At 65.2% G+C, this 25,030-nt stretch carries 27 protein-coding genes, 1 tRNA gene, 2 rRNA genes and 1 pseudogene (1 of these 31 only partly in view); 12 read left to right on the forward strand and 19 right to left on the reverse strand.

Annotation, left to right across the window (positions count from 1 at the left end):
• The 4 genes from JHW48_RS04550 to JHW48_RS04565 all read left to right on the forward strand — a co-directional run.
• Nucleotides 1–1,861: ribosomal RNA gene (locus tag JHW48_RS04550) — 23S ribosomal RNA — on the forward strand (it extends 975 nt beyond the left edge of the window).
• Nucleotides 1,862–1,957: 96 nt separating this feature from the next.
• Nucleotides 1,958–2,072, forward strand: a 5S ribosomal RNA gene (gene rrf, locus JHW48_RS04555).
• A gap of 59 nt (nt 2,073–2,131) precedes the next feature.
• A tRNA-Met gene (locus tag JHW48_RS04560) sits at nt 2,132–2,208 on the forward strand.
• Nucleotides 2,209–2,272: 64 nt separating this feature from the next.
• Nucleotides 2,273–2,461 (forward strand): hypothetical protein, encoded by a 189-nt coding sequence (locus tag JHW48_RS04565; protein WP_272835788.1) that lies wholly within the window; start codon nt 2,273–2,275, stop codon nt 2,459–2,461.
• A 342-nt stretch (nt 2,462–2,803) separates the two neighbouring features.
• Here the strand turns inward: JHW48_RS04565 and JHW48_RS04570 are convergent.
• The 13 genes and pseudogenes from JHW48_RS04570 to JHW48_RS04630 form a co-directional block, all read right to left on the reverse strand.
• Nucleotides 2,804–3,862: pseudogene (locus JHW48_RS04570) on the reverse strand (recombinase family protein); the annotation flags it as partial.
• Between the two features lie 16 nt (nt 3,863–3,878).
• Complete coding sequence (locus JHW48_RS04575; protein WP_119884792.1) at nt 3,879–4,304, reverse strand: hypothetical protein; 426 nt, start codon at nt 4,302–4,304, stop codon at nt 3,879–3,881.
• A 9-nt stretch (nt 4,305–4,313) separates the two neighbouring features.
• Nucleotides 4,314–4,568: a type II toxin-antitoxin system prevent-host-death family antitoxin gene (locus JHW48_RS04580; RefSeq protein ID WP_119884791.1), complete on the reverse strand. Its 255-nt coding sequence runs from the start codon at nt 4,566–4,568 to the stop codon at nt 4,314–4,316.
• 65 nt (nt 4,569–4,633) lie between these two features.
• The gene (locus JHW48_RS04585) at nt 4,634–4,840 is read right to left on the reverse strand and encodes a hypothetical protein (protein ID WP_119884790.1); all 207 of its coding nucleotides are present in this window, start codon (nt 4,838–4,840) and stop codon (nt 4,634–4,636) included.
• A 268-nt stretch (nt 4,841–5,108) separates the two neighbouring features.
• Entirely contained in the window at nt 5,109–5,702 is a 594-nt protein-coding gene (locus JHW48_RS04590; RefSeq protein WP_272835789.1) for a ferric reductase-like transmembrane domain-containing protein, read from the reverse strand.
• A 157-nt stretch (nt 5,703–5,859) separates the two neighbouring features.
• A complete protein-coding gene (locus JHW48_RS04595) occupies nt 5,860–6,258 on the reverse strand; it encodes a hypothetical protein (protein WP_147388037.1) in 399 nt (132 codons plus the stop codon).
• 48 nt (nt 6,259–6,306) lie between these two features.
• On the reverse strand, nt 6,307–6,714 hold the full coding sequence (locus JHW48_RS04600; RefSeq protein WP_119884788.1) for a hypothetical protein: 408 nt from the start codon (nt 6,712–6,714) through the stop codon (nt 6,307–6,309).
• Between the two features lie 25 nt (nt 6,715–6,739).
• The gene (locus JHW48_RS04605) at nt 6,740–7,333 is read right to left on the reverse strand and encodes a L,D-transpeptidase (protein WP_119884787.1); all 594 of its coding nucleotides are present in this window, start codon (nt 7,331–7,333) and stop codon (nt 6,740–6,742) included.
• Between the two features lie 46 nt (nt 7,334–7,379).
• Complete coding sequence (locus tag JHW48_RS04610) at nt 7,380–7,841, reverse strand: c-type cytochrome (RefSeq protein WP_119884786.1); 462 nt, start codon at nt 7,839–7,841, stop codon at nt 7,380–7,382.
• Between the two features lie 99 nt (nt 7,842–7,940).
• Complete coding sequence (locus JHW48_RS04615) at nt 7,941–9,407, reverse strand: multicopper oxidase family protein (RefSeq protein WP_119884785.1); 1,467 nt, start codon at nt 9,405–9,407, stop codon at nt 7,941–7,943.
• 75 nt (nt 9,408–9,482) lie between these two features.
• Nucleotides 9,483–9,917 (reverse strand): hypothetical protein, encoded by a 435-nt coding sequence (locus tag JHW48_RS04620; protein ID WP_147388036.1) that lies wholly within the window; start codon nt 9,915–9,917, stop codon nt 9,483–9,485.
• 264 nt (nt 9,918–10,181) lie between these two features.
• Entirely contained in the window at nt 10,182–10,841 is a 660-nt protein-coding gene (locus tag JHW48_RS04625) for a hypothetical protein (protein WP_119884783.1), read from the reverse strand.
• Between the two features lie 61 nt (nt 10,842–10,902).
• Nucleotides 10,903–11,334, reverse strand: a complete 432-nt coding sequence (locus JHW48_RS04630; protein WP_119884782.1) for a c-type cytochrome — start codon at nt 11,332–11,334, stop codon at nt 10,903–10,905.
• Between the two features lie 316 nt (nt 11,335–11,650).
• Between JHW48_RS04630 and JHW48_RS04635 the strand changes: the two genes are divergently transcribed.
• The 4 genes from JHW48_RS04635 to JHW48_RS04650 all read left to right on the forward strand — a co-directional run bounded on the left by JHW48_RS04635 (nt 11,651) and on the right by JHW48_RS04650 (nt 14,627).
• A complete protein-coding gene (locus JHW48_RS04635; RefSeq protein ID WP_147388035.1) occupies nt 11,651–11,971 on the forward strand; it encodes a hypothetical protein in 321 nt (106 codons plus the stop codon).
• A 124-nt stretch (nt 11,972–12,095) separates the two neighbouring features.
• Nucleotides 12,096–12,770, forward strand: coding sequence for a cupredoxin domain-containing protein (locus JHW48_RS04640; RefSeq protein ID WP_119884780.1), 675 nt, complete (start codon nt 12,096–12,098; stop codon nt 12,768–12,770).
• A gap of 26 nt (nt 12,771–12,796) precedes the next feature.
• Nucleotides 12,797–14,437, forward strand: a complete 1,641-nt coding sequence (locus JHW48_RS04645) for a cbb3-type cytochrome c oxidase subunit I (protein WP_170152201.1) — start codon at nt 12,797–12,799, stop codon at nt 14,435–14,437.
• Between the two features lie 16 nt (nt 14,438–14,453).
• Complete coding sequence (locus JHW48_RS04650; protein ID WP_170152200.1) at nt 14,454–14,627, forward strand: hypothetical protein; 174 nt, start codon at nt 14,454–14,456, stop codon at nt 14,625–14,627.
• Nucleotides 14,628–14,828: 201 nt separating this feature from the next.
• Here the strand turns inward: JHW48_RS04650 and JHW48_RS04655 are convergent, their stop codons facing one another.
• Genes JHW48_RS04655 through JHW48_RS04665 form a run of 3 tightly spaced genes read right to left on the reverse strand, consistent with a single transcriptional unit; the run spans nt 14,829 to nt 18,318 of the window.
• Nucleotides 14,829–15,293, reverse strand: a complete 465-nt coding sequence (locus JHW48_RS04655; RefSeq protein WP_240637667.1) for a DUF411 domain-containing protein — start codon at nt 15,291–15,293, stop codon at nt 14,829–14,831.
• Entirely contained in the window at nt 15,290–15,778 is a 489-nt protein-coding gene (cueR, locus tag JHW48_RS04660) for a Cu(I)-responsive transcriptional regulator (protein WP_119884778.1), read from the reverse strand. Before cueR ends, JHW48_RS04655 begins: the two co-directional genes overlap by 4 nt.
• A complete protein-coding gene (locus JHW48_RS04665) occupies nt 15,775–18,318 on the reverse strand; it encodes a heavy metal translocating P-type ATPase (RefSeq protein WP_119884777.1) in 2,544 nt (847 codons plus the stop codon). The genes cueR and JHW48_RS04665 overlap by 4 nt, the downstream gene beginning before the upstream one ends.
• A 433-nt stretch (nt 18,319–18,751) precedes the next feature.
• On the opposite strand from JHW48_RS04665, the gene JHW48_RS04670 reads away from it, so the two are divergent.
• From JHW48_RS04670 to JHW48_RS04685, 4 genes are all read left to right on the forward strand, one after another.
• The gene (locus JHW48_RS04670; protein WP_119884776.1) at nt 18,752–18,946 is read left to right on the forward strand and encodes a heavy-metal-associated domain-containing protein; all 195 of its coding nucleotides are present in this window, start codon (nt 18,752–18,754) and stop codon (nt 18,944–18,946) included.
• A gap of 88 nt (nt 18,947–19,034) precedes the next feature.
• Nucleotides 19,035–19,358 carry a CopM family metallochaperone gene (gene copM, locus JHW48_RS04675; protein WP_205961850.1) on the forward strand — a complete coding sequence of 108 codons (324 nt, stop codon included), beginning with the start codon at nt 19,035–19,037 and terminating at the stop codon, nt 19,356–19,358.
• A gap of 118 nt (nt 19,359–19,476) precedes the next feature.
• On the forward strand, nt 19,477–20,244 hold the full coding sequence (locus JHW48_RS04680; protein ID WP_119884774.1) for a MauE/DoxX family redox-associated membrane protein: 768 nt from the start codon (nt 19,477–19,479) through the stop codon (nt 20,242–20,244).
• A gap of 14 nt (nt 20,245–20,258) precedes the next feature.
• Nucleotides 20,259–20,753 (forward strand): DUF305 domain-containing protein, encoded by a 495-nt coding sequence (locus JHW48_RS04685; protein ID WP_119884773.1) that lies wholly within the window; start codon nt 20,259–20,261, stop codon nt 20,751–20,753.
• Between the two features lie 24 nt (nt 20,754–20,777).
• Here JHW48_RS04685 and JHW48_RS04690 read toward each other — a convergent pair whose 3' ends face one another.
• The 3 genes from JHW48_RS04690 to JHW48_RS04700 form a co-directional block, all read right to left on the reverse strand.
• Entirely contained in the window at nt 20,778–22,061 is a 1,284-nt protein-coding gene (locus JHW48_RS04690; protein WP_119884772.1) for an MgtC/SapB family protein, read from the reverse strand.
• 79 nt (nt 22,062–22,140) lie between these two features.
• Nucleotides 22,141–23,670: a thymidine phosphorylase family protein gene (locus JHW48_RS04695; RefSeq protein ID WP_119884771.1), complete on the reverse strand. Its 1,530-nt coding sequence runs from the start codon at nt 23,668–23,670 to the stop codon at nt 22,141–22,143.
• Nucleotides 23,667–25,025, reverse strand: a complete 1,359-nt coding sequence (locus JHW48_RS04700; protein WP_119884770.1) for an MBL fold metallo-hydrolase RNA specificity domain-containing protein — start codon at nt 25,023–25,025, stop codon at nt 23,667–23,669. Before JHW48_RS04700 ends, JHW48_RS04695 begins: the two co-directional genes overlap by 4 nt.
• Nucleotides 25,026–25,030 lie beyond the last annotated feature (5 nt).

Below are 25,030 nucleotides of genomic sequence, written 5' to 3' on the forward strand. Positions count from 1 at the left end.
GGGTGCTAACGTCCGTCGTGGAGAGGGAAACAACCCTGACCAACAGCTAAGGCCCCCAATTCGTGGCTAAGTGGGAAAGCATGTGAGACTTCCAAAACAACCAGGAGGTTGGCTTAGAAGCAGCCATCCTTTAAAGATAGCGTAACAGCTCACTGGTCTAATCAAGAGGTCTTGCGGCGAAGATGTAACGGGGCTCAAGCCACGAGCCGAAGCTTTGGATGCACATTTGTTGTGCGTGGTAGCGGAGCGTTCTGTGATATAGAACGCTGCCTCTTTCGTATCCTCGGATGCGACGGAGGCAATGTTCTGACTGTGAAGCCGGGCCGTGAGGCAACCGGTGGAGTGATCAGAAGTGAGAATGTTGACATGAGTAGCGACAAACAGGGTGAGAGACCCTGTCGCCGAAAGTCCAAGGGTTCCTGCTTAAAGCTAATCTGAGCAGGGTAAGCCGGCCCCTAAGGCGAGGCCGAAAGGCGTAGTCGATGGGAACCAGGTTAATATTCCTGGGCCAGGAGATGGTGACGGATCGCAGGTGTAGTTCCTCCTTATCGGATTGGAGGGGCTGCTGAGCGGTTCCTGGAAATAGCCCTCCACAAGACCGTACCCGAAACCGACACAGGTGGACTGGTAGAGAATACCAAGGCGCTTGAGAGAACCACGTTTAAGGAACTCGGCAAAATACCTCCGTAAGTTCGCGAGAAGGAGGCCCGGTTTTTACGCAAGTGAAGGCCGGGGGCACAAACCAGGGGGTGGCGACTGTTTACTAAAAACACAGGGCTCTGCGAAGTCGCAAGACGACGTATAGGGTCTGACGCCTGCCCGGTGCCGGAAGGTTAAAAGGAGAGGTGCAAGCCTTGAATTGAAGCCCCGGTAAACGGCGGCCGTAACTATAACGGTCCTAAGGTAGCGAAATTCCTTGTCGGGTAAGTTCCGACCTGCACGAATGGCGTAACGACTTCCCCGCTGTCTCAAACGTGGACTCAGCGAAATTGAATTGTCTGTGAAGATGCAGACTTCCCGCGGTTAGACGGAAAGACCCCATGCACCTTTACTACAACTTCGCACTGGCATCAGGATTGCGATGTGCAGGATAGGCGGTAGGCTTTGAAGCGGGGACGCCAGTTCCCGTGGAGCCACCCTTGAGATACCGCCCTTCGCACTCTTGATGTCTAACCGCGGCCCGTTATCCGGGTCCGGGACCCTGCGTGGTGGGTAGTTTGACTGGGGCGGTCGCCTCCCAAACAGTAACGGAGGCGCGCGAAGGTTGGCTCAGAGCGGTCGGAAATCGCTCGTTGAGTGCAATGGCAGAAGCCAGCCTGACTGCAAGACTGACAAGTCGAGCAGAGTCGAAAGACGGCCATAGTGATCCGGTGGTCCCGAGTGGAAGGGCCATCGCTCAACGGATAAAAGGTACGCTGGGGATAACAGGCTGATGATGCCCAAGAGTCCATATCGACGGCATCGTTTGGCACCTCGATGTCGGCTCATCTCATCCTGGGGCTGGAGCAGGTCCCAAGGGTACGGCTGTTCGCCGTTTAAAGAGGTACGTGAGCTGGGTTTAGAACGTCGTGAGACAGTTCGGTCCCTATCTGCCGTGGGTGTTGGAGACTTGAGAGGAGTTGCCCCTAGTACGAGAGGACCGGGGTGAACGTTCCACTGGTGGACCTGTTGTCGTGCCAACGGCAGTGCAGGGTAGCTATGAACGGACAGGATAAACGCTGAAGGCATCTAAGCGTGAAGCCCCCCTCAAAACAAGGTCTCCCTTGAGAGCCGTGGAAGACCACCACGTCGATAGGCCGGAGATGTAAGTGCAGCAATGCATTCAGTTGACCGGTACTAATGGCTCGATAGGCTTGATTTGATCCGGAAGAAGCAGGATTACCCCCGCTTCCTCCAAAGCATCCTTGGACAATATCAGATCCCGCAAGGGATCCGACGCTGAGCGTTTCTTTCCTGGTCTGGTGGCCCTAGCGCGAGCAAAACACCCGATCCCATCCCGAACTCGGCCGTTAAGTGCCGCTGCGCCGATGGTACTGCGTCTCAAGACGTGGGAGAGTAGGTCACCGCCAGACCTGGAAAGAAACGCATATCTCTCTGAAACGATCAAAACACCCGATCAGGACAAAATTGGCGCGGGGTAGAGCAGCCCGGTAGCTCGTCAGGCTCATAACCTGAAGGTCGTAGGTTCAAATCCTACCCCCGCAACCACCGATTCCAACACTCCCGCAGTTTCGCCTGCGGGAGTGTTGCGTTTGGCACCAGCCTTGCCCTCTTGTCGCGCCGTCCACTCCAGAATCGTCCGCAGATCGCCGTGCAGGGTGGCGAAGATTTCGCCCCGCGTGTCGCCGGGGGTGAGAACGATCCTGTCGATGAGCGCGCGCAGCTGATCCGCAGCTTCCTGCTGGTTCTCGGGGTCGCCCAGGGCGTCGGTCAATTCCTGGACCTTCCGGGCATAGATTGACGAGGCGGCGGGCAGAATGTCGGGCATGTCCTGCGGCACATCGGCGAGCAGGGAGGTTAGTTCCGCTTTGCGAGCTTCGAGCGCGGTCATCTCACCCTTCATGCTTTCGTGGAACATGCCCGCCTTGATCGCCTCGATCATGCCGCGAATATCCTTCTCGACCTTCGCAAGCTCGGTTCGCCAGGCATCGCTGTTCGCGCGGCGCTCCCGATTGAGGCGGTTCATCTCCTCGGCATAGGCTCGCATCGCGTCCGCTGCGATCTCAGGGGCCATGAGCTTGTTCCTGATGCCTGCGAGAACACGGGTCTCCAGTTCATCCTGTCGGATAGTGGCCTTGTTGGTGCAGTTGCCCTTGCTGATGTGGTTCGAACAGGCGAAGCGTCCGGCCCCGCGAAGCGAGTAGGGGCCGCTGCAGCAGCCGCAGAAGACCAGACCGGACAAAAGAGACTTCGGTCTTCGGGCGGTGTTCAGCTTGTTGTTTCTGTGGTGTTCGCGGACGGCTTCCACGACGTTGGCATATTTCTCGGCAATCTCGGACTGCCGCGCCTTCGCGCTCTCCCAAAGCTCGTCATCAATGATGCGAAGCGCCGGAACCTCAGTGACCACCCATTCGGCTTCCGGGTTCATCCGCGACACGCGCTTGCCGGTGCGCGGATCCTTGATGTAGCGCATCCGGTTCCAGACCAGGCGGCCGATGTAGAGTTCGTTGTTGATGAGGCCGGTGCCGCGTTTGACATGGCCGCGGATGGTCGTGTCGTTCCATGGCTTGCCGCCGGGGCCGGGAACGCCTTCCTCGTTCAGGGTGCGGGCGATGGTGCGCGGGCCGATACCGGCGGCGAACTCGCGGAAGATGCGCCGGACGATGATCGCCTGTCCCTCGTCGACATCGCGGTCGCCACGGATCAGATCGCCGCGGGCATCGAGCTGCTTGACGACACGATAGCCGAAGGAGATGCCGCCGCCGGATTTCCCTTCCACGACACGGCCGCGCAATCCACGGCGGGTCTTCGCGGCAAGATCCTTGAGAAAGAGCGCGTTCATCGTGCCCTTCAGGCCGACATGCAATTCGGTGATCTCGCCTTCGGCCAGCGTGACGATCGGGACGCCGGCGAATTGCAGGTGCTTGAACAGCGTTGCCACATCCGCCTGATCGCGGCTGATCCGGTCCAGCGCCTCGGCCAGAACCATGTCGAACTGGCCCGCCTGCGCGTCCTGCACGAGCGCCTGAATGCCGGGCCGCAGGATCATGCTGGCTCCCGATATGGCGGCGTCCTTGTAGGTTCCGACGATTTGCCAGCCCTCGCGCTGCGCGTGTTCCCGGCAGATGCGGAACTGGTCCTCGATCGAGGCGTCACGCTGCTTGTCGTCGGAATATCGGGCGTAAAGGGCAACTCGGGTCATGAGGTCAACTCCACAATCAACGACGCACCGCGCTGCTCTTCTTCGCGCGGGCCAACTCAAGGAAGCGGGTCTTGATCTGCGCGAACAGCCCCGGCGGAATGAAGCCGTAGCTGAACTCTCCCCGCGTGCCGGGGACTGGCGACAGCCCGCCATTGGGCCATTCGTCGATATTGTGCTCCGAGACGATCACCCAACTTGGCGCCTCATCAAGGCCGATGGCCTGCTTCACCTTGGCCGGGATCTCGATGCCGACCGTATCGCCTGCGGGCGGCGCATGGGTGATCGGCAGCAGGACCACATAGCGGGGGCGCACGAAGGCATCCGTCGCGGCGACGAGGCAGGTCGGACGCGTCTTGCCCTGATCCTGGCCAGCGGCCGCCTCATGCGTCCAGAGGTAATCGTAGCGCAGGACGAGGCCGGGCTTCGGTTCAGGAAATGCCACGCCGTGACCTCACTTCAGCAGATCGTCGAGGCGAGCGTGTTCGGCATCCATCTCGGCCCGTTCAACGGCGTTGATCACCACATCGGCGGTGTCCGCCGTGCGATGCGTCCGCTGCGCGGCGGCGCGGAGCCAGTCGTAGTGGTCGGCGGACATCAGCACGAACTCGCGCCGCCCGTGCCGGGTGATCTCCACCGGCTCGCGCTGCGCCTGGTGCTGGAACTCGCCGAACTTGCGCTGGAACTCGAGGGAGCCGACTGTGGGCATGGCAGGCAACCTTGCTGAAACGATACCTGCATTATACGTGTAATATGGGCAAGGGCAAGCGGTATTCAGGCCTTATCCGGATCGCGGCTCGTGGAGTGCGATTCCGTGGCGACGCCCTCTTTGGCAACCTGTTCGCGGAACTGTTCCCGGGCGATCTGCCGCCCGATGATCCGGGCCAGGGCGCGAATGGCCTGCTCGGCGCGCTCGGGCGAGCCCGGTCTGCTGACAGGCGGCAGCACGTCGATCCGCAGGATGTCCGGTTTGGCCGTCATGCTTCCACGCCCTTCCTGAAACGCCTTGTGGAAAGGGAAGCAGTGATCGGGGTAGGCGGAAAGAGCGTGGCGGCGGGTAGCGTAGAAACGGATACCAGAGCGTAGAAATGGGATGGTCCGACTGGCAGGGATGCGGAGCATCTCGCCGAAATCACTCAGGCGCGAAGGTCTGATTCGGTTCTATGGCAAAGAAACCTGCGCGAGCTTGTACACTGCAAATGGGGCGATCCCCCCTATCGTTGAGCGATTAGTGAAGGGAAGCCGCAACTCATGCGTTTTGCCTGATTTTCGACTCCTGCGTATGCCGCCTGAACGTTGTGAAGAATGCGGCGGTTCGTATCGCCAGTACCGAAACGACCATGACGGCAAAGGGCAGCTGCAGCGGGTTTCGATCAGGGGTCGCGCGATGAAAGCTTAGGAAATGAGCGTACAGAAAGTAGGCGGTATGCGCCACAACCAGCGCCCAGAACACAAGTGCCGTCATCTGAACTGTTTTCCAAGTCGCCGAGCCAAGGAGGCGGACGGCGCGATCGCTTGAGGTAAGCATGAGGATAAACCCGATGCCGAGCGCAAGAATGCCGATTGCGTTGGCAAGTCCGAAACCGTGCTGCAGCATAACGTATTCCAGATCGACAGGGTGAAACTCGAAACCGAACAGGCGGGGGAAGTTCCACTCTACCCAACCCTCAAGAATGATTGTCGTGTGAACCAGAGCAAGGAGAACAGAGTAGATTCCCAACTCCCGCCGCCAGGGAAGCCATTTGGCACTCTGCCGGAACAAGCGTGGTATGGCTCCGAGTGTCATCGTCAACCCGAGCAGCAGGACTGACGCGTCCGCGAAAGCTCGATTCCATCGGTGCATCGGGCTCCATTGGCCATGTACCGACCCGAAGGCGTAGACAAGTATGACAGTTGCCACCAAGACAACGATATGTCGCGTGCGCGTCCGACCCTGAAACAAGGCAAGACGGGATGGCTTCTGACCAAGGCCTGTTGTTGTTCTCATAGGTGTTCCTCGTTCAGATGCGCGTTTTGGCAGAGCGCGCTGAATGCCATCGCCGCCATATTGCGAAAGAAAGAAGGCCCATTCCAGCTACGGTGATGTACGGTCGTATCGGATCAAACCAGATCATCAGGGCTTCGCCGCCGAAGATCAGCATGAGGATCGTGTTGCATGTCGGGCATGCGATTCCGAGGAAGCCGGCAGTGCCGCCTACGGTGGCGCGACGAAGCCCGCAGGCATTTGGTAGCGCGGCGAATGTTCCGGTAAGGACAGCGAGGACCGATACGGCGGGAAGCTCCCACTCACCGACTGGTGTCATCCGGACGAAGAACGGATTGGACCAGACTGCGGATATCGTGCCCAACGCGATGAATGCGAGCACTGCCGTCATCCAGCCCCGGAAGAATGGCTGCATTGGCCTGGCCCATGCCAGGGTCGGGCGTAGATTTGACATCCTGAGCTCTCACCTTGCGGTATGATCGAGTTCGAAAATTTCGCCGTCGAAGCTGACCTGGAAACGCCATCGCCCGCTCATCGGAAAGCTGCCCGTTCCGTTCCAGGAGCCATCCGATCGGCGATACATGGGGATCGGTGTGCGTCCCATATCGTGGCCGATCATGGTCATAGATACGCCTGGTTGAATGAGCGTGGCGTCATTGCCGCCATCGTCTCGTTCGAGCCGTGAGACGATTTCGAACGCCCCCTCCTGTCTAGGTCGAACCGTGATCAAAAGGCGGCCGTCGGAGATATTCCTTGCGACGGTCGTCTCGGCGGAATCCGTAGAGGTCGCAACGTCCCGACCACCCGAGAGACCGAAGATCAGGAATGCGCCGACGGTCGCTGCGAGCAGCACAAGCGGGATTGCGATCATCACTGTGCGAAGAGTTTTCATGGCCTTACAGCACCACGACCTGGGTTCCGATCCGAACCATCTCGTAGAGCTGCTCGACATGGTGATTAAAGAGACCGAAGCATCCGTTCGAAGCCCTGCGCCCGATCTTGCGTTCGTCGTCTATTCCGTGAACCCGATAGTATTGCCAGGACAGGTTCAGGGCGCGCGTTCCGAGCGGGTTACTCGGGCCCGGAGGAACGACAGCTGGCAGAGTCGGATCGCGTTGGCGCATGTTCGGGGTCGGAATCCAGGTTGGGTTCAGACGCTTCAGGACGATTTCAGTTCGGCCGCGGCGCGTGAATTCCTCGGTCATCGGCACGGAGCAGGGATAAATCAGATAGGTGCTTTCATTCTCTGACCAGAAGTGGACAGCGCGCGATGCGCTGTCGCAGATGATCGCGCCATGCCGCAAGTTGTCGAAATGATCGCGCCACTGTACAGCTCTGAACGATGCGGTATTGTGGCGGACGCGCTGACCGCTGTCGGCTTCGATCTCGCCGACCAGGCTTTGGGCCAGAGATGCGCTGGCGGCCACCGAAACAAGGCCGCCTCCTGTCATAGTCAGCATTTGACGCCGGTTGAAGATGACATTCGTCATTCCATTGCTCCCTTGTGTTTGATGCTCGATGTGGGTTCGATCTGTGTCATTCGATTCCGTTCTCGCGCTGAAGCGCGCGGACATAGGCGACAATGGTTTCGGCCTCGGCCCGTGTGACCCCTTCGATCGGTGGCATGTTGCCGAATGACCAATGGTGGGCGCGAACGCCGTTCTGAACGGCTATGTGGAAGGCGGCATCGGAGTGGTGACCGGGATGGTAGATGCGATGCACAAGCGGCGGGGCGATACCGTCCCGACCCGCCGCATTCGTTCCATGGCACACCGCGCAGAGAGCAGCGAAAGCGCGTTCACCCATGGCTTCCGTTTCGGATAGGCTGGCGGGGACCAGGACCTCGGCCAAGGGGGCCGGGGTGAATTCCGCAGGCAGATCCGGCCGTGCGTCTATTGCGATAGGGGGCTCGCCTCGATCGCCCAGGAGAGTCCAGGCGATGATGCCTGCTGCGGCGATGACAGCCGCGAGACCGAGGCGCCGGGTGGATTGAGTCATGTTCGGTTTCCATTCCGGCCCGCCCCCGAAGCGTCGGCACGTCCTGAAGCGTCGGGGGCGGGGTGAACCGCAACGGCATCCCTGCCGCTGCGGCTGTTTTCAGGACGAGACGACGAGTTCGGTCATCATGCCGGTGATGAGATGCGGCATGTGATGGCAATGCAGCATCCAGCGCGCCGCCTCACCCGCATCGAATGCGATCGTGACCATCGACATGGGCGGGATATAGACCGTGTCCCGGAGCGCGCCGTCAATGCGCTGGCCGCCGATGCCGACAACCTGAAAGACGTGGCCGTGCAGATGCATGGGATGGGCCATCATCGACATGTTGTGGAACATCAACTCGATACGCTCGCCGGCACTTGCGCTGATCGGTACATGGTCGCCCCAGGTGCGGTCGTTGATGGTCCAGCGATAGGGGGACATGGTGCCGCCCAGCATGATCATCTCACGGCGCGCGGGGGCGCGCTGCGATAGCGGTCCCCGGGCACGCAACCCGGCCTCTTGCGCAAGATCGAGGTCGAATGCAGGTGCTGCGTCGTCTGCCATGGCGTCGATCATGGAGACCCGACCCGAGGGGGTGGCAAGGATGATCCCGGTCCGTTCCCGCGCACCCTCGCGCAATGCGAGGATCGGCCAGGCACCTTCCTCTGCCGGCAGATCGAGCTCGATATCCAGCCGTTGTCCCATTGCGAACCCGAAGCGCCGGCCGGAGATCGGCGCGATGGCATGGCCATCGACCGCCACAAGCCGGCCCTCGAGGCCGCCCGTGTCGATCCAGAACACGGTCGCGGCCGCAGCGTTGATGATACGCAGCTTGATCCGGCCGCCCTTTTCGATCCTTACGACTTCCGGATCGGAAAGGGTCCGGTCATTCGCAAGGTAGGCATCGAAGTCGATGTCGTTGAGGTCCATCTCCATGCCGGGCATGGCGCCGTGATCGCCCGCCATCATCCGGTCCATCATGCCGCCGCCCGAACCATGATCCATCGCGCCGTGATCCATCGCGCCGCCACCGGGACCGTGCCCGATATTGGCCATCAGTTCTTCGGGCGAGGTGAAGGAGAAGTCCTGCAGGATCAGGACGATTTCCTGACGGTCCGCTGCAAGATCCTCGCCCGAGCGGACGATGAGGGGGGCGGCAAGCAGCTGCATTTCCTGAACGGGAAGGTGGCTGTGCATCCAGTGCGTGCCCGCGAGCGGGGCAAAGTCGTAGTCGCGCATCTCGCCCGGGCGCAAAGCTGGCATGGGCGCGTCGGGCACCCCGTCCTGATCGTTGGGCGGGATCTGACCGTGCCAGTGGATGATCGTCTCGATACCGAGATCGTTCACCAGGCGGACATTGAACCGTTCTCCCGGATCGAGGATCAATCCCTGACCTCCAAGCGCGTTCTCCAGCCCGAACACGGTCGCGGCTCGGCCATCTATGTCGAGCGAGCGGCGTGTGGCGCTGAGGGTCCGGATTGCGCTGGTGGTCTGGGCTGGAGATCCGGCAGGCAGGGACATCGCCGCGACCGACGCGGCGGTTGTCGCCATGAACCGGCGACGGGTGTAGCGAAAACTCATGGAGTATGCTCCTTTGGCCGACTGGACTGTCGGCGATCGGTGGTCCCGGCGCGTCTGCCGGGGACTGCAACGATGTCAGGAGTGGGTTTTCGGAGGTCTCGGATCCGGCGCCGCGGCTAGGCCGCCAACGACCTGTCCGTCAGGGAGAAGATAGGAAAGGTCACCGGAAAACGACGTCACGAGCGGGCTCGGAATGAGCGCATGCAGCGCCGACATGCAGGGAAGGACGCAACTGGCGCAGGCGGCCTTCAGTGCGTGATCCGCGTCTTCGGCGTCGATGCAGCAATCGGCGCGCTGCGCGTCGGAGGGGTTCTGACTCGACTGAACGGCGAAATGGTCCGAATGCGCCGCCGAGGCGTGACCCTGGTGGGTCGGCAAAAGAGCAAGCATCGCGACCAGAACCGCCGCGAGCAAAGACCTCCAGAGGCTGTGGGCACAAAGAGACTTCATTTTTTCATGGTATTCGCGCTTTTCTCCGTCGTCCAGCCAGATAGGTTCGAGCGAGACCAACAAAGACGTGAGTGCGGGTGGTCCTCGATCGTATCGCGGTATCGCGTTCCCGCCTGCCCCGATCTTCCAGCTATTGCAGGTTTTACGCCTATCATGGGGCGGTTGGGGCGCGCTTGATCGGTTTCCGTGCGCCCGAAGCTGCCCGCCGGCTGGTGCGTCGGGCAGGTGCTGGTCCAGCGGTTTGACGCAGCACATCCTCGACTCGGCGCGACTTCCGCGGTGATATCCGCTCCATCACCGTCAGATCGTTCGGCGGCGGCAGTCTCAGCGGGGCGCGCCGAGCAGGAGCGCGGAGCCCGTCAGGATCGCCGCTTGCAGCCCGAACAGCGCCAGCGCCGCGACCGACAGGACCAGAAGGGACGCATTTCCGTTGCCATGACGCCGAGCCGCCACGCCCGCGAGGGCCATGTGGAGCGGGATGGCACCGACGAGCGTGGCATAGAGATAGACGCCCGACAGATTGTCGAAAGCCGCCGCCCGCGCCAGCGTCGGGCCGACGACGCGCAGCGCCTGGAGCGGGTCGCCACCGAAAGAGCCGAACATCAACGCCGAGGCCGGATAGATCACCGCATGCAGGCCGAGGAACCCGCCGATACGGGCCGGAATGTCGATGGCCAGGGCGATCCCGGGGCGCAACAGGTCGGCCCGCAGCCGCGCGAACAGGACAAGGCCCAGCGCATTCACGACAGCGACCACCGGCAGACCGTTGGTCGCGATCTGGCGGACGAAGCGGGCCAGCGCCGCGTCGGTGGCGATCAGATGCGACCAGAAGCCTGGCGTCAGTGCGATGTAGAGCGCGAGCACCGGCACGAGGCCGATCAGGCTGAGCAGAAGGATATTGCGGCCGAAGCGCGTGAAGGGAAGTTCGACCGAAAAATGCCGGTCGAGCCAGGACAGTATGGTGGTCGAGGCATCCGCTACCATATCGTTCCGGTCCCGCATGCGGCCCCGATGCCGCGCTGGCCGATCCCGCTGCCGGGGTCGCCTATTCCGGTCGTTCCGCGGCCGTGCGCGCCGCCTGATAGTCGCGCATCCGGTCCGGCCAGGTCGAGCGGATGAAGGCGAGGATCGCCTCGATTTCTATGTCGCTCAGCAGGTCACCGAAGGCCGGCATGCCGGAGGTGAAGCGGACCCCCAGATCGTCGAGCACCGCCTGCCCGCCGCGGCGCGTATAGTCGAAGAGCATCGCGTCGCCGTGATGCCAGGTATGGCCCGTCTCGTCATGGGGCGGCGCGGGAAGGCGGCCGTCGGGTCCGGGGCTTTGCCAGTCGGTCGCGCCCTCCAGCTCCGCGCCGTGACAGGCCGCGCAATGCTCGGCGTAAAGGATGCGCCCGAGGCGGGTATCCGCCGCAAACGCGCCCGCGCCCGAAAGGGCTGCGATCAAGGCGCTGGTTGCCCAGAATGACTGAAAGCGCATGCCATCGTCCTTCCTCAATGCTTTCGGGGGTCCGGGACCAACAGGAGATGTGTCCACGCCTTGGACTGGCAGTCGCTAGAAACCCATATGCCCGTTTCTGGGCGCTCTAGAGGATATGACGAACCTCATGGTGAAGGGAATGACCTGCGGGCATTGCGGGACTTGACGCAAATCAAGGATCGCAGCGCGTTGCACGGGCATGATATCCTGGTTTCGTGCCAACAGGCCAACCATGCGGCAGACCGGACAAGGACAGCAGAGGCAGCGCGCGCGCCCCGCCAAGGGGTGGATGCGGTGCTGGCTTGTGCTCCTGTTGATGGCCGCATTCGCTGTCTCCACCCCGGGGCTTTCTTCTGGTTCCGGCGGCGGCCATGAGGTTCAGGCGGCCCTGCATCCGCACATGACAGTCACGGCCAGCGCCAGCGCCGATGAAGCGTGTTGCGCGGATCACCATGCCCGGCACCACGGCGCGGAATGCGGCATGGTCGGCGGCTGCGCCTTCTGCGCACCGGCCGCCACTGCGGCCGCATGGGCGAACCCCGACCCGAACAATGCCGGGATCCCACCGGACGCGACCCGGGCCGGACTGACCCTTCCCCCTTCTCTGCGCCCTCCCAAGTTCCTCGCGATCGCCTGAACCGGCGCGCCGTAGTCGGCGTGCCGGAGCAAACCGACCGGCTCCTTCTGGGCCGGCCCGATCCCGATGCCTTCCAGAGCGCGCAAGGTGCTGCGCTCCCGGCAATCCGTGAGGAACGATCACCATGTCCGAAACCCGACACCCGACCACCCGTCGCGGCTTCATCGCCGCGTTCGGCTTCGGCGGCGTCAGCCTCTATGCGCTTTGGGCGGCCTATGGCGCGGCCCCCGGCCCGCTGGCGCTGTTCGGCCGCGCCGCCCCCGCAGATGCGGACCGTCACGGCACCGACGACCAGGCCACGGGCGGCCACGCCCATGGCGCGACCTCCGGCGGCCCGAGCGCCGACGATTTCCGCCGCACGGTGGCGGAATTCGTCGAGCGCCACCGCGCGGAAGACGGTGTCGTCCATCCCCGCCGTCCTGCTCAGGATGGGCATGCCGACGCCGCCCCCGCCCCCAGCCACGGCGCCCATGGCGGGCACGACGAGGCCACCGCGCAGGACCACGACGGCGGTGACGAGCCGGTCGAGGTCTACATGCTGGCGGAGAAATGGTTCTATGAGCCGACCCACCTGCGCCTCGACGCCGGCACCCGCTACCGCTTCCGGATGATGGCGACCGATGTCTCGCACGGGGCCTCGATCCAGTTCGGTCGCGGCGGACGGATGATCCGGCTGCGACCCAATGCGGTAGCCGAGATGGAGGCCGTGTTCGCGCGACCCGGCAGCTTCCTCGTCTATTGCACCGTCTATTGCGGCGCGGCGCATGACTACATGCAAGCCCGCATCGATGTGGTCTGAAGGGGGGAACGACAACGACCAATCTCGTGAACGAACGTCTCACCGCGCTGCCCACCTCTGACCGCCGCCTGCTGCTCGCCCTGTCGGCGGCCTCGCTAGTGGCGCTTCTGCTCGGCATCCTCGGCGGCCTCATGACCGCGCTCGCCCGCGGCGGGATGATCGACATCCTGCCAGAGTCGGCCTATCGCTTCCTGACCGTCCACGGCGTCGCGATCTTCTTCTACTGGCTCTATCTGGCGCAGGTCGCGCTGCTGCTCGGGTTCGCGGCCATCGAGGACACGCGGGTGGGGCTTGCCGCGCGCGGGCTCGCCCGCGCGGGGTTCGCGGCGATCCTCGCCGGGCTCATTCTCAGCGTGGCGGGGAGCCTCATGGGCACGCCGCTGCTTTATGACGGCGCGCCGGAGCTTGCCACCGAGGAGCCCGCGGCGATGCTGGTGTTCAGCCTGGGCTACCTGCTGCTCGGCCTCGGCCTGATGGCCGCGCCGACCTCGGCGCTCGCCACGCTGCTGCGGCCGCGCCGCGAGGGTAGGCAAGAGAGGATGAGCGCCGTCGGATTCGCCCTGTTCGCCTGGGCCGGGTTCCTGATCGTCAGCGGGTTCGCGGCGCTCCATGCCTTCGTGCCCACCGCGCTCTGGGCGCTGGGATGGGGGCCGTTCCCGGCGTCGCACGGCACCAACTGGCATATCCTGTTCCACAACATGCATTATCTGCCGCTGATGGCGACTGTGCTGATGTGGTATGTGCTGGTGCAGGCACTGACCGGGGTGAAGTCGGTGTTCGGCGAGCGGTTCTCAAAGATCGTCTTTTCCGCCTATCTGATCTTCGTGCCGCCGACCTCGCTCTACCACATGTTCCTGGAGCCCGATCTGCCGGGGGCGGTGCGGGTCACTGGCTCGCTCCTGTCGCTGTTCGTCAGTGTGCCGACGCTGACCGCGTTCCTGATCATCGTCGCCTCGCTCGAGGTCCATGCCCGTTCCCAGGGCGCGCGCGGGCTGTTCGGTTGGCTGGGAAGGCTGCCTTGGCGGCATCCGGCGATGGCGGCGGTCGGGCTTGCGGTGGTCAACATGGGCTTCGGCATCGTCTTCGCCTTCGTGCTGATCCAGGAGAGGCTGGCGCCGCTCTTGTCGGACACCTTCTTCGTGCCGGGCTATTTCCACTTCTTCACAGTCGGCACGGTCAGCCTCACCCTGCTTGCGGCGCTTGCCGTGATGATGCCGGCGCTATCGGGCGGCAGGCTGGCCCTGCCGGGGCTGATGCGGCTGATGCCATGGCTGGCGAGCGCCGGGCTGCTGGTCTTCGGCGGGGCCGGGGTGGCGGCGGGCTATCTCGGCGTGCCGCGCCGGGTGATCGACAGCACCTATGGCGGCGAGGCACCGGCACTGTGGCAGGAGCTGATGGCGGCGGTCGGCGTCGGCGGCGCGGTGATGGCGCTAGCGCTGGCCGTTTTCGCCCTGGGCGTCGCGGCGGCCCTTTTGCCGCGCCACACCGCGTCTGCGGAACTGGCGGTCGTCCCTTGGGGCGGCGTCGCGGTCCGGCCCGGGGCCGCCGCCTGGGTGGGACCGGTCTCGGTGCTGCTCATCGTGGTGGCGATGTATGCCTTCACCGCGCTTGGCTTTGAACTGATGCAGGCCCTTCCCGTCACCGCCACCGGCGGCGGCGCCCATTGAACCGAGGAGACTGACGATGAACGAGGATTTCTGGCTCATCCTGCCCGTGGCCGTGATCTGGGCGCTGCTTGCCGCAGTCTACGCGCTCGCCCCCTGGGGCGACATGATCGGCTACGCGCGGGTCTGGGGCTTCGGCTCGCTGCTGTTCCTGGTGCTTGCAGGGTTGCTTGCGAAACGGGCTGCCCGCTGAGGTGTCGGGAAACCGGCACGATCGGTTGGCCACCCCGCAGTCACGCTCGACTGCGGGGTGGCCGATGCGGAGAGGATCGGGACGCTCGGCATCCCGAGCGCCACCGTGATCGGCCCGGTCCCGATCAGCGCCCGGATCTGGGCGACGAAGGGATGCAAATAGGTGCGGCCGGCGAGGAAGGACAACCCGGCGAAGGCAAGCTCAATGGCGGGCGAAGACCTCCCGGCCGGAAGCCGTGAACAGGATCACCTCGTAGGGTTCTGTCTCCCCCCCCACCTCCATGCCGGGAGAGCCAAGCGGCATGCCGGGAACTGCAAGGCCTATGGCCAAGGGCTGCTCGCGCAGGAGACGAAGCACGTCCCCGGCCGGGACATGGCCTTCGATGGCGTAGCCCCCGACGGCGCCGGTGTGACAGGAGTGGAGCTCGGGCGGGACGCCGAGCTGCGCCTTGAGGGGACCGAGATCGTCGGTCATCCGGACGTTGACCGTGAACCCGGCCGCGCGCATGTGCTCGATCCAGCCACCGCAACAGCCGCAGTCCGGCGAACGCGCGACCTCCATGACCGGCGCGCCGGCCACGGCAAGGCCGGGAAAGCCACCGGCCGCTGACGCGACGGCGCCGGCCGAGAATAGAACGAGGATCTTTCGGCGAGGCAGTTCGGTCACGCGGGTTCTCCTTTCCTGTTCCTGTCGCCAATTGGCGATTGATGGGGGCTGCCGATCGCACCCCGCCGCCGCCCCGGTCGGCCGGGACCCTCGCCGGCCGGGCTTTCGAGGTCGGCAAGGATCGGGCAATCGGGCCGGTCGTCGCCCGAGCAGCACGAGGCAAGCGTCTGGAGCGTGTCCGCCATCTGCTCCATCTCGTCAATCCTGCGGCGCAGGTCGTCGATCCGGGCCAGCGCGACGCGCTTGACATCGGCGCTCTGGCGGCTGCGGTCGCGCCAGAGCCCGAGAAGCTCGTCGATCTCCGCGACCGAAAAGCCGAGATCGCGGGCGCGGCGGATGAAGCGCAGCATGTGAACGTCGCTGGACGCATAGTCGCGATAGCCCGAGGCGGTGCGATCGGCTCGGGGGATAAGCCCGATTTGCTCGTAATAGCGGATCATCTTCGCGCTGACGCCCGAGGCGCTGGCCGCTTCGCCGATGTTCATGTCGCGGTCCTTTCGATCCTTGAGGGTTCCTGGGGGGCCTGATGCGCGGCCGGGTCCGGGCGGCCAGTCTCCATCGGCGGCCCCCACTGGCGCAGGCGCAGGGCGTTGCCCAGCACGAACACCGAGGACAGCGCCATCGCCCCCGCCGCCAGCACCGGTGAGAGCAGGATGCCGAAGGCGGGATAAAGCACCCCCGCCGCCACCGGGATCAGCGCCGTGTTGTAGGCGAAGGCCCAGAACAGGTTCTGCCGGATGTTGCGGATCGTCGCTTTCGACAGCGCGATGGCGTTCGGAACGCCCTTGAGGCTGCCCGACATCAGCACCACGTCGGCCGCCTCGATGGCGATGTCGGTGCCCGTGCCGATGGCGATGCCGACATCGGCCTCGGCCAGCGCCGGCGCGTCGTTGATGCCGTCGCCGACGAAAGCGACCTTGCCGTGTTCGGCCTTCAGCGCCTTCACCGTCTCGACCTTGCCGTCGGGAAGCACCTCGGCGATCACATGGTCGATGCCGAGCGGCCGCGCTATGGCCTCGGCCGTGCGGCGGTTGTCGCCGGTGATCATCGCGACCCTGAGGCCCAGCCGGTGCAGCGCGGCGATGGCCTCCGGCGTGGTTTCCTTGACGGGATCGGCGACCGCGACGATCGCGGCGAGCCTGCCGCCGATGGCCGCATAGAGCGGTGTCTTGCCCTCGCCGCCCAGCCGTTCGGCGGTGCGCGCGAAAAGGCCGGGATCGAGGCCGAGCTTTCTCATGTAGCGGTCGGCGCCGACTTCGATCCGCGCGCCGCCCGCCTCGGCCTTGACGCCGAAGCCGGTCACCGACTCGAAGCCCGAGATTTCGGGAAGCGCCAGCCCCTCGACCTCGGCCGCCTCGACGATGGCCCGGGCGATGGGATGTTCCGATTTCGTCTCCACTGCCGCGATCCGTGCCAGAACCTCGGCCCGGTCGAACCCCTCGGCCACCTCCAGATCGGTCAGAGCCGGCCGCCCCTCGGTCAGCGTCCCGGTCTTGTCGAGCGCCACGACCTTTGCGTCCTTCAGCAGTTGCAGCGCCTCGCCCTTGCGGAACAGCACGCCCATCTCCGCGCCGCGCCCGGTGCCGACCATGATCGAGGTCGGCGTGGCGAGACCCATCGCGCAGGGGCAGGCGATGATGAGGACCGCGACCGCGTTCACCAGCGCGAAGGTCAGCGCGGGTTCCGGCCCGAAGACGAGCCAGGCGAGGAAGGTCAGGATCGCCACGCCGATCACCGCCGGCACGAAATACATCGTCACCCGGTCGACCAGCGCCTGGATCGGCAGCTTCGACCCCTGCGCCTCCTCCACCATGCGGATGATCTGCGACAGCACCGTCGCGCCGCCGACGGCGGTGGCCCGGAAGGCGAGCGCGCCCTTCTGGTTGACCGTGCCGCCGACTACCTGGCTGCCTGCCGCCTTGGCGACCGGGATCGGCTCGCCGGTGATCATGGATTCGTCGATGTAGCTGTCGCCCTCGACCACCTCGCCATCGACCGGCACCCGCTCGCCGGGCCGGACCTCCACCACGTCGCCCGGCGCGACCTCGCCGATGGCGATCTCGACCGTTCCGCCGTCGCGGCGCACCCGCGCGACCTTGGCCTGCAAGCCGACGAGGCGTTTGATGGCCTCCGAGGTGCGGCCCCTCGCTCGCGCCTCCAGCCAGCGGCCGAGCAGGATCAGCGTGACGATGACCGCCGCGGCCTCGTAGTAGACGTTGATGGTGCCGGCCGGCAGCAGCGAAGGCGCGAAGGTCGCGACCATCGAATAGGCATAGGCGGCCATCGTGCCGACCGCCACCAGCGAGTTCATGTCGGGCGCCAGCCGCGCCAGCGCCGGAAAGCCCTTTTCGTAGAAGCGGATGCTGGGCACGAAGAGTATGACGGTCGTCAGCGCGAACTGGAAATACCAGTTTCCCTGCATGCCGATGGTGCGCATGATGAGGTCGTGCATGCCGGGAATGAGATGCGAGCCCATCTCCATCACCAAGACCGGCAGGGTCAGTGCGGCGGCCAGGATCACGTCGCGCTTCAGCTCCGCCTGCTCGCGGTCCTTGCGGGCGTCGGTGTCGTCCTGCGCCGCGCCGCCATCCAACAGCCGCGCCGCATAGCCGGCGCGCTCGATGGCCTCGACCAGATCGGCGGTGGCAGCGGTGCCGCGCACACTGGCGCGCTCGGTGGCGAGGTTGACGGTGGCCTCGGCGACGCCGGGGATGGCCTTGAGCGCGTGTTCCACATTGCCGACGCAGGACGCGCAGGTCATACCCTCGACGGCAAGCTGGACCGTGGCCGAGGGCACGGAATAGCCCGCATCCTCGATGGCCGCGACAAGCGCGCGGCGGTCGGTCGGCGCCTCGAAGGAAACCTCAGCCTTTTCCGTGGCGAGATTGACGCTGGCGTCCTTCACGCCGGGCACGGATTTCAACGCCTTCTCGACCCGGCCCACGCATGAGGCGCAACTCATGCCCTCGATCGGAAGGCTGATGGCCTGATGTGAGTCGGGCGGGTTCTTCAACGGCGCGTTCATCGCAGATCCTCGGGATGCAGCATCTGCCCCCAGATGGGGCTTCCAACGGTGGGAAGGTCAAGGGGGGGCCGTATCATGGCAGCCGGAATTTCCCACCGGATCGGCGGACGCATGGAGGCGAGGCGCTCCTTGCGGAGGTTCACGCGCGCTGCATCTGGTCGGTATCCTAGGAGGCGAACGCGATGAAGGCAGCCGGCTTCGCCGCTACGTTCCACCCGACGATAGCTCTCATGCTCTATGCTTTGGCAAGATCATTGTTCTGACCGCGGCCGCCCGCATAGCCGATATCGTTCCAACCAACCTGACACTTGTGTAGGCCGGATGCCAGTCAGGTCGAAACTTCGGACACTTTTTTCTTCTCACCCGCCCTTGACCTTCCAACGCTGGGAAGCCCCATCTGGTAAGGCATGAGAGAAACGCACAGGAGGGTCTCATGCAGTTCCACATCCAGAACATGTCCTGCGGCGGTTGTGTCCGCGGCGTCACCAGGGCGATCCAGTCCGTCGATCCGGCCGCCAAGGTCACGCCGGACCTGACGAAGCGGACCATCGAGGTCGCGTCCGACCAGCCGCGCGCGATCCTGGAAAGCGCGCTGGTCAAGGCCGGGTTTCCGGCGGGCCAGACGTGAGGGGAGACGCCAGGTGAACAAGCTCACACCGATCTTCATCGCGGGTGCGATCGCGGCGGCCGCCGGGCTGGCGATCGCCGAATCGCGCATGGGCGGGGCCGATCACGGCGCGCATATGGATCACGGCGGGCACGCGGTGCAGGGCACCGCATCCGACAATCCCGCGATCCGCGCGTACAGGGATGCCAACGACCGGATGCACGGCGACATGGCGATCGACTACACCGGCGATGCCGATGTCGATTTCATGCGCGGCATGATCCCGCATCACCAGGGCGCCATCGACATGGCCCGCGTCGTGCTGGAACACGGAACGGACCCCGAGGTTCGCGCGTTGGCCGAGGAAGTCATTTCGGCGCAGGAGGCCGAGATCGCGATGATGCGCGCCTGGCTCGCCGAGCGGGGCCATTGAATCGAAGCGGGCGGATGCCGATCCGCCCGCTATCCCTGTCCGCTTCGGGCCGCCAAGGCAAGGACGGCGGCGGCGCCCTGTTTTCTCGCGGCGACGGCCCGAAGCGAATGACCGACCCATGCCGAACGCCTCAGCCAAACGCGCCGAACTGCACCGGATGGTGATGCCGGGGCATATGTGCCCCTGGGGCCTGAAGTCTCTCGATCTGCTCAAGCGCGAGGGTTACGCAGTCGCCGACTACAAGCTGACCTCGCGGGCCGAGATCGACGCCTTCAAGGCGAAGCACGATGTCGAGACCACCCCGCAGACCTTCATCGGCGGCGAGAGGATCGGCGGCTACGACGATCTGCGGCGCTTCCTCGGCAAGACGGTCAGGGACAAGGGCGCGGTGACCTACACGCCGGTCATCGCGCTCTTCGCCATGGCGGCGCTGATGGCCGGCGCCGCAAGCTGGGCGATGCACCGGAGCGTGCTGACGGTCCACGCCGCCGAATGGCTCATCGCCATCGCCATGTGCCTGCTGGCGCTGCAGAAGCTGAAGGACGTGGACGGCTTCGCCACCATGTTCCTGAATTACGACCTGCTGGCCCAGCGTTGGGTTCCATATGCCCATGTCTATCCCTTCGCCGAGGCGCTGGCCGGCGTACTGATGTTCGCGGGGGCGCTGATGTGGGTCTCCATTCCCGTCGCGCTGTTCATCGGCACCATCGGCGCGGTCTCGGTGTTCAAGGCGGTCTATATCGACCGGCGCGAGCTGAAATGCGCCTGCGTCGGCGGCGACAGCAACGTGCCGCTGGGCTTCGTCTCGCTGACTGAAAACCTGATGATGGTCGGCATGGCTGTCTGGATGCTGCTCAAGCCGGCGGGCGTCGGCGTCGGGCATTGAGAGGGGGCTTGGACATGAGCCATGGTTCGCATGCAGGGCATGAGCATAACGGCGAGGGCCGACCCTATCTGATGTTCTGGATCAACATGGCGCTGGGGCTGGCCGTCATGTATGTCGTGATGTTCTCGATGATCGACGGCATCCGCGACTTCCGCAACAACCTCAACATGTTCTACATGGCCCTGTCCATGTGGGCGCCGATGGGGATCTTCATGCTGGCGACCATGCCAGGCATGTATCCGCGACGGTCCCTGAACATCGCCCTTTACGTGGTGTTCATCGCGCTGACGCTCGGCTCCTTCGCGGCGACCCGCGCGCAGGCGCTGATCGGGGACCGCCAGTTCATCGAGTCGATGATCCCCCACCATTCCGGCGCGATTCTGATGTGCCGCGAGGCGACGCTCAGCGATCCCGAGCTTGTCGCCCTCTGCGCCGACATCAGCGGCGGCCAGCGTGCCGAGATCGACCAGATGGAACGGATCCGGGCGCGGCTCGACCGGGACGGCTGATCGCCCTGCCGGGACGCGGAAGTTCTACGAGCCGAGTACGCTCGGAGTGCCCGGCCACTCGAAATGCGGCAGCGTCAGGAACGCCGCGAGGCCAAGGGCGCCCGCCACCAGCGTCGCGGCGGCGATCGGCAGCCAGAACCGGACAGGCCCGGTCGCGGCGGCGACCACCAAGCGCCCGAGGGCATTGGTCGTGAGCGCAAGCAGGACTGCGTGGCCGACGGCCTCCAGATGTGCGGCCTGGCCGAGCAGGCGCAGGGCGCTCAGCACCGCGACGTCCACGTCGAAGATCCCCGAGATGGCGGAGGTCGCCACCATGCCGCTGGTGTTCCCCATGGCGAGCGCGGCGCTGATCGTCGAGACGACGCCGAAGAACAGGGCGAAGATCATCACCGCCGGTAGGTCGAACGGATTGCGCAGGATCTGCGGTCCGTCGCCTTCCAGCCGGCCGCGCATGAGAAAGAACGCCCCGCAGGCGGCAAAACCGGCGACGGCCGCCAGGATCGCCAGCGCCGTGACCCCGAGCACCGCCGGCGCCACGATGACCACGATGCCGGTGACACGCAGCACCGAGACCCCTGCGGCAAGCGTGGCGGCGCCTGCGAGCGGCCAGGGGTTCGCGCCCCCGGCGGCGGTGCGGGCCAGCGCGACGGTGACCGCCGTCGACGACACCACGGCTCCGGCGAGCCCGCCGACCAGAACACCGCGCGTGGTGCCGAACATGCGCACGGCAACATAGCCCAGATAGGAAATCGCCGCGGTCAGCACCGTGAAGAGCCAGACCTGATGCGGGTTGAAGCCGCCCCAGGGGTCGATGGCACGGGCGGGCAGGACCGGCAATATGATGGCCGTCATCACCGCCAGCACCAGCGCGGAGCGCAGCTCGATCCAGGAGATGCGCCTGACCAGGCTGTGGAGAAGGTCGCGGCTGGCCAGAATTGCGGCCAGCGCCGTGCCGCCAGCCGCCGCGGCGCGCTGATCGCCCGCCACGGCCAGCGCGCCGAGCGCGAAGACGGCGAGGCCGGCGACGGTGCCGGTCACGCTGAAGCTGTCGTCGTGAATGTCCTCGCGCAGCTTGTAGAGGGTGAAGACCGCGGTGAACGCGAGGAATTCGCCGATCAGGATCGCGGGCGCGTCGAACGCGAGGGCGAGTGCCGCGACGACACCGCCCAGCAGCCCCGAAATCCCATAGGTCCGGATGCCGGCCGTCCGGTCGCCGGCAGGCGCATCGCGCTCGCGCCAGCCGCGTTCGAGCCCGACAAGCAGACCGATCGCCAGCGCGAGGGCAAGCCGGGGGATCAGCGCGTCCACCGCCGGCCTGGATCCCGGCGGGACCGGACTTCGCCTGCCGCCGGCGGAGAGATAGCGGCTGCCACGACCGGGATGCCGCTCACGGCTCGACCTCGATCATGTCGCCGGCTTGCGCCGCATAATCGAGCGCGTAGGCTAGTTCGCCCGGCGTTTCCGCGTGGATGTGGACAAGCGGTTGCCCCCGGTCGATCTCGTCGCCAAGCCGCACCTCCATGTGGACGCCGGCGGCCTTGGCGTCGGGCGCGCCCGCGAGCTTGGCGAGGCGGGCCAGCTTTCGGTTGTTGATATGCACGACCCGCCCGGCGCGCGGGGCGACAAGGGGATGGAGGTGAGCCGCCCTGGGCGGTGTGCGCAGCCCGCCCTGCGCCGCACAGATCGCCTCGAACTTCTTCCATGCCCGGCCATCGGACAATGTGTCCAATGCGAGGGCCAGACCTGCTCCCTTGCCGGCCTTGCCGCCGATCTCCAGCGCCGCGCCCGCCAGCATGGCGGCGCGCCGGCGCAGATCGTCCGGCGCGTCGGGGGCGTTTCGCAGCACGGCGAGTACGTCGAACGCCTCCAGCGCGGGGCCGATGCCGCGACCGACCGGCTGCGAGCCGTCGGTTTGCACGCATGTGGCGGCGAGGCCGAAGCGCGCCGCCACCGCCGTGATCCGTGCGGCGAGATGCGATGCAGCATCCTCTCCGCGCACCTTGGCCGTGGGGCCTACCGGGATGTCGATCACGACGTGGGTGGAGCCGGCGGAGATCTTCTTGGACAGCACGGAGGCGATGAGCTGGCCCTCGGTATCGACGTCGAGTTCACGCTCGACCCGCACGAAAATGTCGTCGGCCGGGCTCAGATGGACACCGCCACCCCAGGCGATGCAGCCGCCCTCCGCCTCGACCACGCGCCTCAGCGTGGCGAGATCGAGATCGACCGGGGCCAGCGTTTCCATCGTGTCGGCGGTGCCGGCGGGCGAGGTGATGGCGCGCGACGAGGTCTTGGGCATGACGAGCCCGTTGGCCGCGACGATCGCCACCACGATCGGCGTGGTGCGGTTGCCGGGCAGGCCGCCGACACAATGCTTGTCGACGACGATGGGGGCATCCCAACGCATCCGGTCGCCTACCGCGATCATGGCTCCGGTAAGGTCGGCAGTCTCGTTCTCGTCGAGCGGCAGGGCCGCGCTTGCGGTCAGGAAGGCGGCGAGATGCACATCCGTGTACCGGCCGGCTGTTACGTCCCTTACGATGTCCGAAAGGGCCTGGGCGTCGAGGCGATGGCCATAGATGCGCCGACGCACACTGGCCAGCGATTCCAGCGCGGGAGGATGGCTCACGCGCAGCTCTTCCCCCTCCGAGACGCCGAGGAGATTCCAGGCGGTTTCCGAGAGGCCGACTTCGTCGTGCTTCACCATAGCGTCGCTGTCGACCTGAAACAGCGTGGCCTGGACCTCCCGGCCGCCGCTGGTGACGAGAACCTGCGCGCGCGCGGCGAGGCCTTCGGAGTGGCAGACATGACAATCCTTGTGCATAACCACGACCGGCTGGTGCTGGGTGTGCAAGCCGAGACGACGCGCACGAAGCGTCGGCTGGGCAGGTTCAGCGGAAGAGACGAGCGCGGTCATAGGTCGAATACCTGGCCCTGTCGGGGCACGGTGGCGTTCCAGTCCAGCTCGCGGCCGATCCGGACGCGCAGGGCCTCCGAAGCCTCGGCCTCGCCATGGACGATGAATACGCGGGATGGCCCGCGCTGGAAGCCCGCGAGCCAGCGCATCAGATCGTCGGCGTCGGCATGAGCCGAGAGCATCGACAGATCGTCGATCTCCGCGCGCACCGGGACCCACTGACCGTGTATCTTGATCTCCCGCGCGCCCTGGACCATGGCGCGGCCCCGCGTTCCGGCGGACTGATAGCCGGAAAACAGGATCGTGTGCTTCGGATCGGTCGCGAAGGATTTGAGATGATGCAGCACGCGGCCCCCCGTCGCCATTCCGCTGGCCGAGATCACCACCTTCGGCCATGGGCTGGCGGTGATCTCCTTTGAAGCGTCCACATCACGCGTATAGGTCGCGATCTTGCAGATCGCGGTGCATTCGTCATGTGTCAGGCGATGATCGTCGCTGTGCGCGTGAAGGAGGTCGGTCGCGTCGATCGCCATCGGGCTGTCGAGATAGATCGGGATGTTGGCAAGGCGGCCTGCGGTCTTCAGGTTCCAGAAGTGATAGAGCAAGGACTGTGCGCGGCCGACAGCGAATGCCGGAATTACGACGGTGCCGCCGCGCCCGGCCGTGCGTTCGACAATCCCGCCCAGCACCTCGGTCGTATCGGCGGGACCATGAAGGCGGTTGCCGTAGGTGGATTCGATGACGATGTAGTCGGCTTCCGGCACGGGATCCGGATCATGAAGCACCGGATCGCCGTAGCGTCCGAGGTCGCCCGAGAAGGCGATGCGACGGCCGACCCATTCGATGTCGGCGCTGGCCGCCCCCAGAATATGGCCTGCATGTCGAAAGGTCAGGGTCGCGCCGCCCGAAAGCTGAACAGGCGTATCGAAGGGCACGGTGGAGAAGAACTCCATCGCGCGTTCGGCATCGCGCACACCGTAGAGCGGCAGGGCCGGCTTGTGTTTCGAAAAACCCTTGCGGTTGGCGTAGTCGGCATCCTTCTCGTTGAGAAAGCCGCTGTCCTTGAGGATCAACTCGGCCACGTCCCGGGTCGCGGCCGTGGCGTAGATGCGGCCCCGGAAGCCGTCGCGGACGAGCTTGGGAAGGTAGCCGGAATGGTCGAGATGGGCATGGGTCAGGACGACCGCGTCGATGCTGGACGGGGCAACGGGCAGCGGCTCCCAGTTCAGGTCGCGCAGGTTCTTGAGGCCCTGGAACAGACCGCAGTCGATCAGGAGGCGTTTGTCGCCATGGGCAAGAAGGTGTTTCGAGCCGGTGACGGTGCCGGCACCGCCGAGAGAGGTCAGCGTGAGCATGGCAT

The organism is Paracoccus aestuarii (assembly GCF_028553885.1).
Classification (GTDB): domain Bacteria; phylum Pseudomonadota; class Alphaproteobacteria; order Rhodobacterales; family Rhodobacteraceae; genus Paracoccus; species Paracoccus aestuarii.

Excerpts from the sequence above, each read along its gene's own strand:
- JHW48_RS04580 (WP_119884791.1), bottom strand. The coding sequence starts at position 4,568 with ATGCCCACAGTCGGCTCCCTCGAGTTCCAGCGCAAGTTCGGCGAGTTC.
- JHW48_RS04585 (WP_119884790.1), bottom strand. The coding sequence starts at position 4,840 with ATGACGGCCAAACCGGACATCCTGCGGATCGACGTGCTGCCGCCTGTC.
- JHW48_RS04590 (WP_272835789.1), bottom strand. The coding sequence starts at position 5,702 with ATGCACCGATGGAATCGAGCTTTCGCGGACGCGTCAGTCCTGCTGCTC.
- JHW48_RS04595 (WP_147388037.1), bottom strand. The coding sequence starts at position 6,258 with ATGCAGCCATTCTTCCGGGGCTGGATGACGGCAGTGCTCGCATTCATC.
- JHW48_RS04600 (WP_119884788.1), bottom strand. The coding sequence starts at position 6,714 with ATGATCGCAATCCCGCTTGTGCTGCTCGCAGCGACCGTCGGCGCATTC.
- JHW48_RS04605 (WP_119884787.1), bottom strand. The coding sequence starts at position 7,333 with ATGACGAATGTCATCTTCAACCGGCGTCAAATGCTGACTATGACAGGA.
- JHW48_RS04610 (WP_119884786.1), bottom strand. The coding sequence starts at position 7,841 with ATGACTCAATCCACCCGGCGCCTCGGTCTCGCGGCTGTCATCGCCGCA.
- JHW48_RS04615 (WP_119884785.1), bottom strand. The coding sequence starts at position 9,407 with ATGAGTTTTCGCTACACCCGTCGCCGGTTCATGGCGACAACCGCCGCG.
- JHW48_RS04625 (WP_119884783.1), bottom strand. The coding sequence starts at position 10,841 with ATGGTAGCGGATGCCTCGACCACCATACTGTCCTGGCTCGACCGGCAT.
- JHW48_RS04630 (WP_119884782.1), bottom strand. The coding sequence starts at position 11,334 with ATGCGCTTTCAGTCATTCTGGGCAACCAGCGCCTTGATCGCAGCCCTT.
- JHW48_RS04635 (WP_147388035.1), top strand. The coding sequence starts at position 11,651 with ATGGCCGCATTCGCTGTCTCCACCCCGGGGCTTTCTTCTGGTTCCGGC.
- JHW48_RS04640 (WP_119884780.1), top strand. The coding sequence starts at position 12,096 with ATGTCCGAAACCCGACACCCGACCACCCGTCGCGGCTTCATCGCCGCG.
- JHW48_RS04650 (WP_170152200.1), top strand. The coding sequence starts at position 14,454 with ATGAACGAGGATTTCTGGCTCATCCTGCCCGTGGCCGTGATCTGGGCG.
- cueR (WP_119884778.1), bottom strand. The coding sequence starts at position 15,778 with ATGAACATCGGCGAAGCGGCCAGCGCCTCGGGCGTCAGCGCGAAGATG.
- JHW48_RS04665 (WP_119884777.1), bottom strand. The coding sequence starts at position 18,318 with ATGAACGCGCCGTTGAAGAACCCGCCCGACTCACATCAGGCCATCAGC.
- JHW48_RS04670 (WP_119884776.1), top strand. The coding sequence starts at position 18,752 with ATGCAGTTCCACATCCAGAACATGTCCTGCGGCGGTTGTGTCCGCGGC.
- copM (WP_205961850.1), top strand. The coding sequence starts at position 19,035 with ATGGGCGGGGCCGATCACGGCGCGCATATGGATCACGGCGGGCACGCG.
- JHW48_RS04680 (WP_119884774.1), top strand. The coding sequence starts at position 19,477 with ATGCCGAACGCCTCAGCCAAACGCGCCGAACTGCACCGGATGGTGATG.
- JHW48_RS04685 (WP_119884773.1), top strand. The coding sequence starts at position 20,259 with ATGAGCCATGGTTCGCATGCAGGGCATGAGCATAACGGCGAGGGCCGA.
- JHW48_RS04695 (WP_119884771.1), bottom strand. The coding sequence starts at position 23,670 with ATGACCGCGCTCGTCTCTTCCGCTGAACCTGCCCAGCCGACGCTTCGT.
- JHW48_RS04700 (WP_119884770.1), bottom strand. The coding sequence starts at position 25,025 with ATGCTCACGCTGACCTCTCTCGGCGGTGCCGGCACCGTCACCGGCTCG.